The organism is Hydrogenophaga sp., from assembly GCF_050250835.1.
In the GTDB taxonomy this organism is placed as follows: domain Bacteria; phylum Pseudomonadota; class Gammaproteobacteria; order Burkholderiales; family Burkholderiaceae_C; genus Hydrogenophaga.
In genome coordinates this window covers 122,911-136,252 of the sequence record NZ_JBFWNX010000012.1, presented here as the reverse complement: position 1 = coordinate 136,252, position 13,342 = coordinate 122,911, and the positions used below count along the sequence as shown (strand labels likewise).

At 62.6% G+C, this 13,342-nt stretch carries 15 protein-coding genes; 8 read left to right on the top strand and 7 right to left on the bottom strand.

What is annotated here, in order from left to right:
• The first annotated feature begins 108 nt into the window (after positions 1–108).
• The 5 genes from AB7F11_RS15605 (at position 109) to AB7F11_RS15585 (ending at position 3,550) form a co-directional block, all read left to right on the top strand.
• A complete protein-coding gene (locus tag AB7F11_RS15605; RefSeq protein WP_428291352.1) occupies positions 109–798 on the top strand; it encodes a FadR/GntR family transcriptional regulator in 690 nt (229 codons plus the stop codon).
• Positions 795–1,133: a VanZ family protein gene (locus tag AB7F11_RS15600; RefSeq protein WP_428291351.1), complete on the top strand. Its 339-nt coding sequence runs from the start codon at positions 795–797 to the stop codon at positions 1,131–1,133. The genes AB7F11_RS15605 and AB7F11_RS15600 overlap by 4 nt, the downstream gene beginning before the upstream one ends.
• A 30-nt stretch (positions 1,134–1,163) precedes the next feature.
• On the top strand, positions 1,164–1,934 hold the full coding sequence (aat, locus tag AB7F11_RS15595; protein WP_428291350.1) for a leucyl/phenylalanyl-tRNA--protein transferase: 771 nt from the start codon (positions 1,164–1,166) through the stop codon (positions 1,932–1,934).
• Positions 1,931–2,668, top strand: coding sequence for an arginyltransferase (locus tag AB7F11_RS15590; RefSeq protein WP_428291349.1), 738 nt, complete (start codon positions 1,931–1,933; stop codon positions 2,666–2,668). The genes aat and AB7F11_RS15590 overlap by 4 nt, the downstream gene beginning before the upstream one ends.
• A gap of 78 nt (positions 2,669–2,746) precedes the next feature.
• Entirely contained in the window at positions 2,747–3,550 is an 804-nt protein-coding gene (locus AB7F11_RS15585) for an IclR family transcriptional regulator (protein WP_428291348.1), read from the top strand.
• A gap of 15 nt (positions 3,551–3,565) precedes the next feature.
• Here the strand turns inward: AB7F11_RS15585 and AB7F11_RS15580 are convergent, their stop codons facing one another.
• The 6 genes from AB7F11_RS15580 to AB7F11_RS15555 form a co-directional block, all read right to left on the bottom strand.
• Positions 3,566–4,663, bottom strand: a complete 1,098-nt coding sequence (locus AB7F11_RS15580) for a serine hydrolase (protein WP_428291347.1) — start codon at positions 4,661–4,663, stop codon at positions 3,566–3,568.
• A 252-nt stretch (positions 4,664–4,915) separates the two neighbouring features.
• Positions 4,916–6,457, bottom strand: a complete 1,542-nt coding sequence (locus tag AB7F11_RS15575) for a 2-isopropylmalate synthase (RefSeq protein WP_428291346.1) — start codon at positions 6,455–6,457, stop codon at positions 4,916–4,918.
• A gap of 242 nt (positions 6,458–6,699) precedes the next feature.
• Positions 6,700–7,509, bottom strand: a complete 810-nt coding sequence (gene pssA, locus AB7F11_RS15570) for a CDP-diacylglycerol--serine O-phosphatidyltransferase (protein WP_428291345.1) — start codon at positions 7,507–7,509, stop codon at positions 6,700–6,702.
• A 129-nt stretch (positions 7,510–7,638) separates the two neighbouring features.
• The gene (ilvC, locus tag AB7F11_RS15565) at positions 7,639–8,655 is read right to left on the bottom strand and encodes a ketol-acid reductoisomerase (RefSeq protein ID WP_428291344.1); all 1,017 of its coding nucleotides are present in this window, start codon (positions 8,653–8,655) and stop codon (positions 7,639–7,641) included.
• Positions 8,656–8,712: 57 nt separating this feature from the next.
• Positions 8,713–9,204: an acetolactate synthase small subunit gene (ilvN, locus tag AB7F11_RS15560; RefSeq protein WP_428300100.1), complete on the bottom strand. Its 492-nt coding sequence runs from the start codon at positions 9,202–9,204 to the stop codon at positions 8,713–8,715.
• Positions 9,205–9,314: 110 nt separating this feature from the next.
• Positions 9,315–11,090, bottom strand: a complete 1,776-nt coding sequence (locus AB7F11_RS15555) for an acetolactate synthase 3 catalytic subunit (RefSeq protein WP_428291762.1) — start codon at positions 11,088–11,090, stop codon at positions 9,315–9,317.
• A 244-nt stretch (positions 11,091–11,334) separates the two neighbouring features.
• On the opposite strand from AB7F11_RS15555, the gene AB7F11_RS15550 reads away from it, so the two are divergent.
• The 3 genes from AB7F11_RS15550 to AB7F11_RS15540 are packed head-to-tail and all read left to right on the top strand — an operon-like array spanning position 11,335 to position 12,892.
• The gene (locus AB7F11_RS15550; RefSeq protein ID WP_428291763.1) at positions 11,335–11,874 is read left to right on the top strand and encodes an RDD family protein; all 540 of its coding nucleotides are present in this window, start codon (positions 11,335–11,337) and stop codon (positions 11,872–11,874) included.
• Positions 11,875–11,887: 13 nt separating this feature from the next.
• Positions 11,888–12,286 (top strand): diacylglycerol kinase, encoded by a 399-nt coding sequence (locus tag AB7F11_RS15545; RefSeq protein WP_428291764.1) that lies wholly within the window; start codon positions 11,888–11,890, stop codon positions 12,284–12,286.
• An 18-nt stretch (positions 12,287–12,304) separates the two neighbouring features.
• Positions 12,305–12,892, top strand: coding sequence for a TIGR00730 family Rossman fold protein (locus AB7F11_RS15540; RefSeq protein WP_428291765.1), 588 nt, complete (start codon positions 12,305–12,307; stop codon positions 12,890–12,892).
• Between the two features lie 60 nt (positions 12,893–12,952).
• On the opposite strand, the gene AB7F11_RS15535 is transcribed toward AB7F11_RS15540, so the two are convergent.
• On the bottom strand, positions 12,953–13,291 hold the full coding sequence (locus AB7F11_RS15535) for a P-II family nitrogen regulator (RefSeq protein ID WP_069046374.1): 339 nt from the start codon (positions 13,289–13,291) through the stop codon (positions 12,953–12,955).
• Positions 13,292–13,342: the final 51 nt, after the last annotated feature.

Genomic DNA, 13,342 nt, shown 5'->3' with positions numbered 1-13,342 from the left:
TCCATGCGCAGACCCAGCACGACGACCTTGACTAAGTCCGCTCCGGATGAACCAAGCACCGCCCCCGAAACGCCGTCTGAGGCACTTGAGGGCCTCGGACTTCGGGAAGTGCGCAGCCAGCGCGGGTTCGAGGCGGTCTGCGAGCAGATTCGGCAACAGGTCTTTCGAGGCGAGCTTCGCCCGGGCGACCGCCTGCCCGGCGAGCGGGAGCTGGCAGAACAACTTGCGGTGAGCCGCAGCGTGGTGCGCGAGGCCATCCGCAGCCTGGAGTCCATGGGTGTCGTCGAGTCGCGCATGGGGGCGCATGGGGGCATCTACATCCGCACCAGCACGCCCCACGGCATCACCCAGGCCATGAGCGACATGGTGGCGCTGGCGCAGATGCCCATCGCTGTGGTGACGGAGACCCGCATCGAACTCACGTGCACGGCCATCCGCCTGGCCTGCGAGCGGGCCACGGAAGCCGAGTTCGACGCCATTGAGGCCGACATCGAGCACCACGCGGAGCTTTTCCGCAAGGGACAGGGATCGCGCAACGCCCGCTCGCTGCACCGGTTCTATCACCTGCTGGCCCAGGCCACGCACAACGAACTGATGGTGATGCTGGTCGACGCGGTGTCGGAAGTGATGCGCATGATCCTGCTGCGCATTGATCCCCAGCCTCACCCCGACATGGTGGCCGTGCGCCGGAAGGTGTTGCGCCACCTGAGAGCGCGCGATGCCGCAGGGGCCAGCGATGCCATGCGGGTTCACCTGCACCACCTCACGGCCTACCTGGAGGCAGAGAGCAAGACATGATCCGCGCGCTGTTCTGGCTCAGCGTGCTGGGCATCTCCATTGCCTCGCTTGTGCCTGTGGGCATGCTGCCGCCGCAGACCCTGGACATCTGGGACAAGGCGCAACACACCGTTGCATTCGTCTGGCTGGGTCTATGTGGTTTGCTGGCCTACCCCAAGCACCTTCCTCACGTCGTGTCCGGTCTGCTGGTGCTCGGTGGGGCCATTGAACTCGCCCAGGCCGCGACTGGCTGGCGCTATGGGGAGTGGCTGGATCTCGCCGCGGACGCCGTGGGCATCAGTCTGGCGGCTGCCGTCTGGCTGCTCTGGCACAACCGCACGCCCGCCCGGGCTTGAAGGCTTGCGACAGCCGCGCACAATAGCGGCATGACCCAGACCCCTCCCACCCGAGCACTGCCCTGGCTGGAGCCTGGCCAGGCCTTTCCGCCCGTGGAAAGCGCCTGGGGAGGCAGCGACCCGGCGCCTGGCCTGCTGGCCGCTGGCGGCGTGCTGGACGTGCCCACGCTGGTGGCGGCGTACTCGCGCGGCATCTTTCCCTGGTACAGCGCCGGCCAGCCGATCCTGTGGTGGAGCACCGATCCGCGCATGGTGCTCGAAACCAGCGCCTTCCGGCTGCACCGTTCCCTGCGAAAAACAGTCCAGCAATACCTGCGCGAAGGCCGCCTGGAAATCCGCTTCGACGACGATTTCGAGCGCGTCATCCGAGCCTGCGCCCACACCGTGCGCCAAGGCCAGACTGGCACCTGGATCCTGCCCGCCATGGTAGAGGCCTACGTTCGCCTGCACGATGCCGGCATGGCCCACAGCGTGGAGACCTGGCTCGACGGCGAACTCGCAGGCGGCCTGTACTGCATCAATCTGGGCTCTATGGTGTTTGGCGAATCCATGTTCAGCCGCCAGAGCAACGCGTCCAAGATGGCACTTGCTGCGCTGGTGGCTTTCTGCCGCGCTCAAGATCTGCCCCTCATCGACTGCCAGCAGGACACCTCGCACCTGGCCTCGCTGGGCGGTCGCCTGATGCCACGCGAGGCCTTTTGTTCCCATGTGCGCACGGCCCTCCTGCACCCCGCTCCAGCGTGGAAATTCCAGCCCGTATACTGGCAGGAACTCCTCTTAGAAGACGGTCGTCGCGCATGACCCACCTCAAAGAACTTCCGCTTCAGGCGCTGCAGTTTTACGCCACGGCCCCCTACCCGTGCAGCTACCTGCCCGACCGCCAGGCACGTTCCCAGGTCGCCACGCCCAGTCACCTCATCCACAACGACGCCTACTCCGACCTGGTCACACATGGCTTCCGGCGCAGCGGCATGTTCACCTACCGCCCCTATTGCGACGGATGCCAGGCCTGCGTGCCCTTGCGCGTGCCCGTGGCGCAATTCCAGCCCAACCGCAGCCAGCGGCGCACCCAGGCACTGCACGGCCATTTGCAGACCCGCGTGCTCAAACTCTGCTTCATTCCTGAACACTACCAGCTGTACCTGCGTTACCAGAACAGCCGACACGCCGGCGGCGGCATGGACCACGACAGCATTGACCAGTACACCCAGTTCCTGCTGCAAAGCCGCGTCAACTCCCGCCTGGTCGAGTTTCACGAACCGGCATCAGGGGAACAGCCGGCCAGACTCAAGATGGTGTCCATCGTCGATGTGCTCAACGATGGCCTTTCTGCCGTCTACACCTTTTACGAACCTGAAGAAAAAGCCAGCTACGGCACCTACAGCGTGCTCTGGCAAATCGCCCAGGCACGAGCGCTCGATCTGCCTCACGTCTACCTGGGCTACTGGATCGACCAGAGCAGCAAGATGAATTACAAGGCCGGCTTCCACCCCCACGAACTGCTGCTGGAGGGCCGCTGGACCCCTTCCGCCTGACATACCCCCGCACGGTTTAAACACCGTTTCGCGGGGATCAATTTCATCTTGTAAAATCGCGGGCAACCCACCGCACCCATGACCAAACGATCTGAAAACCTGGCCAGCACGCCCACCGTTCAGGTGATCGAACGCATGTTCAACCTGCTGGAGGTGCTCGCCTCACGCGAAGACCCGGTTTCGCTCAAGGAAATCAGCGAGAAGACCGGTCTGCACCCATCTACCGCCCACCGCATCCTCAACGACCTGACCATCGGTCGTTTTGTGGACCGCCCAGAGGCGGGCAGCTACCGGCTTGGCATGCGACTGCTTGAACTCGGCAACCTGGTCAAGGCACGCCTGAGCGTGCGAGACGCGGCGCTGCTGCCCATGCGCGAGCTCCACAAGCTGATCCAGCAGCCAGTCAACCTGAGCGTGAGGCAAGGCGATGAGATTGTGTATGTCGAGCGCGCGTACAGCGAACGATCTGGCATGCAGGTGGTGCGGGCCATTGGCGGGCGGGCGCCACTGCATCTCACCTCGGTGGGCAAGCTGTTCCTGGCCGACGATGAGCCGCCGCGTGTTCGCGCCTATGCCACACGCACGGGCCTGGCGGGCAACACCCGCAACAGCCTGACCCAGCTCCCCACGCTGGAGCGGGAACTGGCGCAATGCCGCCAGGCCGGCCTGGCTCGCGACAACGAAGAACTGGAGCTGGGGGTGCGCTGCATGGCCGCCGGCATCTACGACGACCAGAGCAAGCTGGTGGCAGGCCTGTCGATTTCTGCGCCCGCCGACCGCATTGACGAAAACTGGGTGCCCAAGCTGCGCGCAACCGCAGCCGAAATCTCGGCCGCGCTGGGCTGTCCCAAAGTGCCCGTACCCTCTACCTTGACGCGCTGATCGCGCGCGCCATGGTCAGCCCTGAGGCTGTTGCCGCGCCAACGGCTGAGGCGTCTGGACCTCCACCCAACGACGGACACGCTCGGCATCCTGCATGCGGCTGAGCTTTCCAGCCGAATCCAGAAACACCATGATCAACTGACGCCCCGCCACCTTGGCCTGCATCACGAGGCAGCGGCCTGCCTCCGAGATGTAACCCGTCTTCTGCAGGCCGATATCCCAGTCCGGGTTCTTGATCAGCCGGTTGGAGTTGTTGTAGTGGAGCGTGCGGCGGCCCAGGTCGACCTCGTAACCGGGCGACGTGGAGAGGCTGCGGAGAATTGGACGCTGGTAGGCCACCGACACCAGCGTGGCGAGATCGCGGGCACTGGACTGATTGAGACTGGACAGGCCGGTGGGCTCCACGTAGCGCGTGTCGGCCATACCCAGCGATGCAGCCTTCTGGTTCATCAGCCGAACGAATTCCTGCAAGCCGCCGGGATAGGTACGGCCCAGAGCGTGCGCAGCGCGGTTCTCACTGGACATCAGCGCCAGGTGCATCAACTCGCCTCGGCTCAGCGTGGTGCCCACCGCGAGCCGAGAGCGACTGCCCTTGAACGTATCGACGTCGTCACCGGTGATGGTGATCATCTCGTTCATGTCGAGCTCCGCGTCGGCCACCACGAGCCCCGTCATGAGCTTGGTGAGTGAGGCGATGGGCAAGACAGCGGAGTCGTTCTTGCTGAACAGCACTTCGTTGGTCTGCTGGTCGATCACCAGCGCCACGCTGGAGTTGAGTTCCAGAGGGTCGTCGTTGTCGCGCAGGCCAAGCGACTCTCCCATGGAGGGGCGATGCACGATGGCGGCACGAACCACGCTGGAACGCGCAGCGGGTTTCTGCTTGACGGAAATCTTGTGCAGGCTGGTGGTACGGCCTGTGGCCATCTGCACCTTCACGCGGGCGTTGCGCGCACTGGCCGCCTTTACCGTCTTGCGCACCGGCGCCTTTGCCACCTTGACCTGGGATTTTCTGGCCACCACGGTCTTGCGTTTCACCGAATTCTTGGCGGTGACGGTCTTCTTGGATTTGGCCACCTTGGAAGTGCCGGTGGCTGCCTGGGCAACCGTGGGCATGACCCAAGCGGTCAAGGCGACCGTCAGGGCCATTCCCAGGAGGAATTTCTGCAACCGAACGACACCCATGACCATTACTCCACTCCAGCTTGATGCACCACGCTGGAGCAGAGTATAGACAGGACGAAAAAAACTAGCAATATCAAATGCTTGTAAAGTCTTCTTCAATGATCAATAGAACAGATGCTACTTTTGGCATCATTTCTTTCGATCACGAAGAAGAATTCATCAAGTATTTGATTTGAAAGCACTTTATCCCTGGGCGGCCACTCGGTCGGCCTTGCTGTGCAGCTTGTTCAGGGCGCTCAGATAGGCCTTGGCTGACGCCACCACGATATCGGGATCGGCGCCGACGCCATTGACCACTCGGCCACTGTGCTGCAGTCGAACCGTTACCTCACCCTGGCTCTCGGTCGAACCACTCGTGATGGCGTTGACCGAATACAGCACCAGTTCGGCACCGCTTTTGACGTGGTTCTCGATCGCCTTGAGCGAGGCGTCTACCGGACCGTTGCCGTCGCTCTCTCCCTGGATTTCATGGCCGTTCACGGTGAACACCACGTTGGCGTGAGGGCGTTCACCGGTTTCACTGCGTTGCTTGAGCGATACCAGCCCGTACTGCTCCTTCTCGGCAGTCACGCTTTCGTCACTGCACAGCGCCAGAATGTCTTCGTCAAAAATCTCGCTCTTGCGATCAGCGAGTTCCTTGAAGGCAGCAAAAGCCGTGTTGATCTCGCTCTCGGACTCCATCTCGATACCGAGGTCCTGCAGGCGCTGCTTGAAGGCATTTCGGCCACTGAGCTTGCCCAGCACGATCTTGTTGGCACTCCAGCCCACGTCCTCGGCGCGCATGATTTCGTAGGTGTCGCGCGCCTTGAGCACGCCGTCCTGGTGAATGCCGCTGGCGTGGGCAAACGCGTTGGCGCCCACCACGGCCTTGTTCGGCTGCACCACAAAACCGGTGGTCTGGCTGACCATGCGGCTGGCTGGCACGATCTGCGTTGCATCCACCCCCACATCAAGACCGAAGTAGTCGCGGCGCGTGCGCACCGCCATCACGATCTCTTCGAGCGAACAATTGCCCGCACGCTCGCCCAGGCCGTTGATCGTGCATTCCACCTGACGCGCACCACCAATCTTCACGCCCGCCAGCGAGTTGGCCACGGCCATGCCCAGATCGTTGTGGCAATGCACCGACCAGACCGCCTTGTCGGAATTGGGCACCCGCTCACGCAGATTGCGGATGAACTCGCCATAGAGTTCGGGAACGGCATAGCCCACGGTGTCGGGAATGTTGAGCGTCGTTGCGCCTTCCTTGATGACAGCCTCGAGCACGCGGCAAAGAAAATCAGGATCGCTGCGGTAGCCATCTTCCGGGCTGAATTCGATGTCATCGACCAGGTTGCGCGCGAAGCGCACCGACTGCACCGCCTGCTCCAGCACCTGCTCGGGCGTCATGCGCAGCTTCTTCTCCATGTGCAACGCACTGGTGGCGATGAAGGTGTGGATGCGGGCGCGGTGCGCACCCTTGAGGGCTTCGGCAGCGCGGGCAATGTCGCGGTCGTTGGCTCGCGCCAGCGAACAGACCGTGGAATCCTTGATGGTGTTGGCAATGGCCTGCACACAATCAAAGTCGCCATTCGAACTCGCGGCAAATCCGGCCTCAATCACGTCCACCTTCAGGCGTTCCAGCTGACGCGCGATGCGCAGCTTCTCGTCCTTGGTCATCGAGGCGCCAGGCGACTGTTCGCCATCGCGCAAGGTGGTGTCAAAAATGATCAGTTTGTCGCTCATCTCAATGCTCCGGTGTGTCGCCTCGTGGGCGGCGCTTAGATAAACCTGCAGTTCCAAAACAAAAACGGCCCGCTGCAGGTGCAAACGGGCCGTTGTGTGGGAAATCGCTCGCGCGTTACCAGACCTGCCCGTGTCGGACACCCAGTAGTAGCGAGATCGAAATCTGGAACATGTCCTCGAATGTAGCACAAAGGCCCGCGCCCGCCGATAGGGGCCTTGGGCGGGCCCTGGACAGAGATCGCTCAGTCGTGCAGGCCGCGCTCGTCAGGCTCGTCGGTGGACGTGCTGATCACGCTGGTGGGGCGGCCCTTGGACTTGCGCCAGAAGTAAAGCGCATAACCCGAGAGGCCGTAAACCACGAACAGCCCGAACAACACGGTCGGCGGATGGATGTTGATGACCGCAATGCCCAGTGCCACGAGCACGATGGCGGCAAAGGGCACGCTCTTCTTCAAACTGAGATCCTTGAAGCTGTAGAAGGGCACGTTGGTGACCATCGTCAGGCCGGTGTAGAGCGTGATGGCGAACATGACCCACGTCACGTCCTGCGGCGGAATGGCCAGCTCGGTCATGAGCCAGATGAAGCCTGCCACCAGCGCAGCGGCGGCAGGTGACGGCAGTCCCTGAAAATAGCGCTTGTCGACCACCGCCGTGTTCACGTTGAAACGCGCAAGCCGCAGTGCGGCGCAGGCGCAATAGACAAACGCGGCGATCCAGCCCCAGCGGCCGATATCGCGCAGCGTCCATTCATAGGCGATCAGTGCAGGCGCCGCTCCAAAGGACACCATGTCCGACAGCGAGTCCATCTGTTCGCCAAAAGCACTTTGCGTGTGGGTAAGCCGGGCAACCCGGCCATCAAGACTGTCGAGCACCATCGCAACAAAGATGCCGACCGTGGCCAGGTCGTAGCGGCCGTTCATGGCCATCACGACCGAGTAGAAGCCGCCGAACAGTGCCGCCAGCGTGATCATGTTGGGCAACATGTAGATGCCCTTCGGACGCCTGGGGCGTTCCTCGCTGGAGGTCATGTGGGATTCGGTACCGTCGTGCATGGGCGTCTCTTTGTTGGCTTGCAGGCCCCGGGCCTTCGAAAGTCGCAGTGTAAGGCAGTGGGCAGAATGAAAAAGGCCACCGAAGTGGCCTTTGAGAAGCGCCCCGCGTGGGCAGGAAGCGCGTTCCGGTCAGTTCCGCGTCTGATCGACCAGCTTGTTCTTGGCGATCCAGGGCATCATGGCGCGCAGTTGCGCACCGACCACCTCGATACTGTGCTCGGCCGTGTTGCGCCGGCGTGCCGTCATGCTCGGGTAGTTCGTGCGGCCTTCCGAAATGAACATCTTGGCGTAGTCGCCGTTCTGGATGCGCTTCAAGGCCGCACGCATGGCGGCGCGCGATTGTTCGTTGATCACCTCCGGCCCCGTCACGTACTCGCCGTACTCGGCGTTGTTCGAGATCGAGTAGTTCATGTTCGCAATGCCGCCTTCGTAGATCAGGTCCACGATCAGCTTCAACTCGTGCAGGCACTCGAAGTAGGCCATCTCGGGCGCATAGCCCGCTTCCACCAGCGTCTCGTAGCCCATCTTGATGAGTTCGACCGCACCGCCGCAGAGCACCGCCTGCTCGCCAAACAGGTCGGTCTCGGTCTCTTCCTTGAAGTTGGTCTCGATGATGCCAGCCTTGCCGCCTCCGTTGGCCATGGCATAGGACAGCGCCAGGTCGCGCGCCTTGCCGCTCTTGTCCTGGTGAATGGCCACCAGGTGGGGCACGCCACCACCCTGGGTGTAGGTGTTGCGCACCGTGTGGCCAGGCGCCTTGGGCGCGACCATCCACACGTCCAGGTCCGCCCGCGGCACGACCTGGTTGTAGTGCACGTTGAAGCCGTGGGCAAAGGCCAGCGAGCCGCCTTGCTTGATGTGGGGCTCGACGTTGTTCTTGTAGACCTCGGCGATCTGCTCGTCGGGCAGCAGGATCATGACCACGTCAGCCGATTTGACGGCCTCGTTGACTTCGAGCACCTTCAGGCCAGCCTTGCCGACCTTGTCCCAGGAGGCGCCACCCTTGCGCAGGCCGACCACGACCTTCACGCCGCTGTCGTTGAGGTTCTGCGCGTGGGCATGGCCCTGGCTGCCATAGCCAATGATGGCCACCGTCTTGCCCTTGATCAGGGACAGGTCACAGTCTTTGTCGTAGAAAACTTTCATGAGGTTGCTCCGGTTGAAAGGTGTTGTTCGGGTTGAAGAAAAAATCGAATGATTGTCTTACACGCGCAAGATGCGTTCGCCGCGTCCGATGCCGCTGGCACCGGTGCGCACCGTTTCGAGAATGGAACCACGGTCGATGGCCTCCAGGAAAGCGTCGTTCTTGGTCTGGTCGCCGGTGAGTTCGATGGTGTAGCTTTTCTCGGTCACATCGATGATGCGTCCACGGAAGATGTCGGCCATGCGCTTCATCTCCTCGCGCTCCTTGCCCACCGCGCGCACCTTCACCATCATGAGCTCGCGCTCGGTGTAGGAGCCTTCGGTGAGGTCGACCACCTTGACCACCTCGATGAGGCGGTTGAGGTGCTTGGTGATTTGTTCAATGACGTCGTCGGAGCCTGTGGTCTGGATCGTCATGCGAGAGAGGCTCGGGTCCTCGGTGGGCGCCACCGTGAGCGACTCGATGTTGTAGCCTCGGGCGGAGAAGAGTCCGACCACGCGGGACAGGGCTCCGGGTTCGTTTTCCAGCAGCACAGCGATGATATGTTTCATGTGCGATTCCTCTTTTCGCCGCCCTCCCCTGCGCACGGTAATGCGCAGGCTCGGCGGACAATAGATTCGTCTGAAGGATGAAGCGGCAGGTGACTGCAGCTTCTCGGGGTTTAGAGGTCTTCGGATCCCAGCAGCATCTCGGTGATGCCCTTGCCAGCCTTGACCATGGGGAACACGTTCTCCGTCGGGTCGGTGCGAAAGTCCATGAACACGGTGCGGTCCTTGAGCTTGCGCGCCTCGCGAAGGGCGGGCTCCACGTCCTGCGGGCGTTCGATCAGCATGCCCACGTGGCCATAGGCTTCGGCAAGCTTCACGAAATTGGGCAGCGCATCCATGTAACTGTGGCTGTAGCGGCCTTCGTAGTCGATCTCCTGCCACTGACGCACCATGCCCAGGTAGCGATTGTTCAGCGCGACGACCTTGATCGGGGTGTTGTACTGCAGGCAGGTGGACAGTTCCTGGATGCACATCTGCACCGAACCTTCACCGGTGACGCAATAGACCTCGCTGTCGGGCTTCGCGAGTTTGATGCCCATGGCGTAGGGAATGCCCACTCCCATGGTGCCCAGACCACCCGAATTGATCCAGCGGCGTGGTTCGTCGAAGCGGTAGTACTGGGCGGCCCACATCTGGTGCTGCCCCACGTCAGACGTGATGTAGGCGTCGGCGTCCTTGGTCATGTTCCAGAGCGTTTCCACCACGTACTGCGGTTTGATCACGTCCTGATTGCCACGGTCGTACTTCAGGCAGTCCTTCGAGCGCCAGGTCTCGATCGTGGTCCACCAGGCCGCCAGCGCCTTGCCATCGGGCTTGATGGCACTCTCGCGCACCATGTTGATGAGCTCGGTCAACACGTCCTTGACGTCGCCCACGATCGGCACATCCACCTTCACACGCTTGGAAATGCTGGAGGGGTCGATGTCGACGTGAATGATCTTGCGTTCGTTTTGTGCGAAATGCCTGGGGTTGCCGATCACGCGGTCATCGAAGCGCGCCCCCACGGCCAGCAGCACGTCACAGTTCTGCATGGCGTTGTTGGCTTCGATCGTTCCGTGCATGCCCAGCATGCCCAGGAACTTTTGGTCCGACGCGGGGTAGGCACCCAGGCCCATCAGTGTGTTGGTGACTGGATAGCCCAGCATGTCAACCAGGGTGCGCAGTTCGTTGGTGGCATTGCCGAGCAGAACGCCACCACCGGTATAGATGTAGGGTCGCTTGGCCGTCAGCAGCAACTGGAGTGCCTTGCGAATCTGCCCGCCATGGCCTTTGCGCACCGGGTTGTAGGAGCGCATTTCCACCGACTCGGGGTAGCCGTGAAAGGGCACCTTGTTGAAGGACACGTCCTTCGGAATGTCCACCACCACAGGGCCGGGCCGGCCGCTGCGGGCGATGTGAAAAGCCTTCTTCATCACCATGGCCATGTCGCGCGCGTCCTTCACCAGGAAGTTGTGCTTGACGATGGGACGCGTGATGCCGACCGTGTCGCACTCCTGGAAAGCGTCCAGACCGATCGCCGCCGTGGGCACCTGGCCGGTGATGATCACCATGGGAATGCTGTCCATGTAGGCCGTGGCGATGCCCGTGATGGCATTGGTCACGCCGGGACCTGAGGTGACCAGGGCAACGCCCACCTCGCCGGTGGCACGGGCATAGCCGTCGGCCGCGTGCACGGCAGCCTGCTCATGGCGCACCAGCACATGCTGGATGGTGTCCTGCTTGTAGAACGCGTCGTAAATGTGCAGCACTGCACCACCCGGGTAGCCCCAGATGTACTTCACACCTTCGGCCTGGAGGGCCTTGATGAGGATTTCTGCACCGCGGAGTTCTTGACCACCCGCGCCATTGGCGGCAGCGGCCGAGGCCAGTTCGGCCTTGTTGATTTCCATGATGAACCTTTCGAGAATTTCTCTGACGAAAAACCTTGGGTGCCTCTGGACCAACTCTTGTGGAGCGGTTTCGAGACTTGAGACCAGTGGCCATGAGCGGACACATACCCCGCCGGACCCTGATCCGTTTGCCTGATTGAATGCAGCGGGCATTATCGCACTGCAGCATCGCCGCGCCGCGCCCGCGTTGCGAAATATACAGGGGCGACAGATGCACTTGGCGCCGATGCGACAATTCCCGGACATGAGCGCGCCGACCATTTCCTCCTCCCCTGCTCCACTGACTGCCCCCTCCCTGCGCCGCCGCATGGCCTGCTGGCTCTATGAGGGCATGCTGATGTTCGGCGTGATTTTCATCGCCGGATACCTGTTTTCCACCCTGACCCAGACGCGCAACGCCCTGGACAACCGGCACGCCCAGCAAGCCTTCCTGTTCGTGGTGTTCGGCATCTACTTCACCTGGTTCTGGGCCAAAGGCCAGACCTTGGCCATGAAGACGTGGCACATCCGGGTGGTCGACCGGGAAGGTCGCGCGCTCAGCCAACCCCGGGCGCTGTGGCGTTACCTGCTTTCCTGGCTCTGGCTGCTTCCGCCGCTGGCGATGGCGGCGAGCTTGCAAACCACGGGCGCGGAGCTCTCCGTGTTGCTGGTCGGCTGGATCGTGGTGTGGGCCCTGCTTTCCCGCTTTCACCCTGAGCGCCAGTTCCTGCACGACGCGCTGGCGGGCACCCGGTTGATCCATCAGCCGCCGGCGCCCCCTGCCGTGCCCCACCTCAGCCGTTGAACCAGGCACCGACATGAGCCAGCAAAGCCCGCAAGAACCCGCCAACGCCCAGAAACACCGCACGGGCCTGTCGCGCATATGGCATGCCTTCGGCTACTCCCGCGCAGGCCTGCGAGCCGGCTGGGGCGAGACCGCATTCCGGCAGGAAGCGATCGCAGCTCTGGTGCTGATTCCTGCTGCCTTCTGGATCGGGCAGACCTGGCTAGAGACCGCCCTGCTCGCTGCGTCCGTGGTGATGGTGATGGTGGTGGAATTGCTCAACACCGGCATCGAAACCGCCATCGACCGCATCGGCCCCGAGTGGCACGACCTTTCCAAGCGGGCCAAGGACATGGGCAGTGCGGCGGTGCTGCTCAGCCTGCTGGTCTGGGCCGGCGTGTGGCTGGCCGCGCTCTGGTCGCGCTGGGGCTGAACCCTTCCCTTTTTGACCATGACCTCCCCGACTTTCTCGCTGTGCGTTTACTGCGGTTCCCGCTCCGGTGCCGACGCTCGCTTCGCGCAAGCCGCGCAGTCTGTGGGCGAATGGATCGGAGGCCGCGGCGGCCAACTGGTTTACGGCGGCGGGCGCAACGGGCTCATGGGTGTTGTGGCGGAAGCCACCCTGGCCGCAGGGGGCCGCGTGGTGGGGATCATTCCCAGGGCGCTGGTAGAGAAGGAGTGGGCGCACCAGGGTTGTACCGAACTGCATGTGGTTGACACCATGCACGAGCGCAAACGCCTGATGGCCGATCGGGCCGACGCTTTTCTGGCGCTGCCGGGCGGCATTGGCACCTTTGAAGAGTTTTTCGAGGTCTGGACCTGGCGCCAGCTGGGCTACCACGACAAACCCGTGGGGCTGCTGAACGTGGGCGGCTACTACGACGGGCTGATGACCTTCATGCGAGCCGCGGTCGAGCAGCAATTCATGAACGACTGGCAGATGGACCTGATTCGCGTGGACGACAACATCGCCACGCTGCTGCCCGAACTCGTGCAGGCGGCTGGCATGGCGCCGGAAGCCCGCATAGAAGCCATCTGACCGTTCGAAGCGGGCCGCAGTCAGCGACCCGCAAAACGTCGCAGCCTGGGGTGGCTCAGCTCAAACCGCCGTTTCGTCTTCCTCGCCCGTGCGGATGCGCACCACGCGCTCCACCGAGGTCACAAAGATCTTGCCGTCGCCGATCTTGCCGGTGCGGGCCGCCCGGATGATGGCGTCCACGCAGCGTTCCACGTCGTCGGTCTTGACCACCACTTCCACCTTCACCTTGGGCAGGAAGTCGACCACGTATTCGGCGCCCCGGTACAACTCGGTATGCCCCTTTTGTCGCCCGAAGCCCTTGACCTCCGTCACGGTCAGGCCGGTCACGCCCTGCTCGGCCAGCGCCTCACGCACCTCTTCGAGCTTGAACGGTTTGATGACGGCGGTGATCTGCTTCATGGGTGTCTCCAGGGCGATGCGGGGGATGTCATCTGATTATGCCCAACGCAC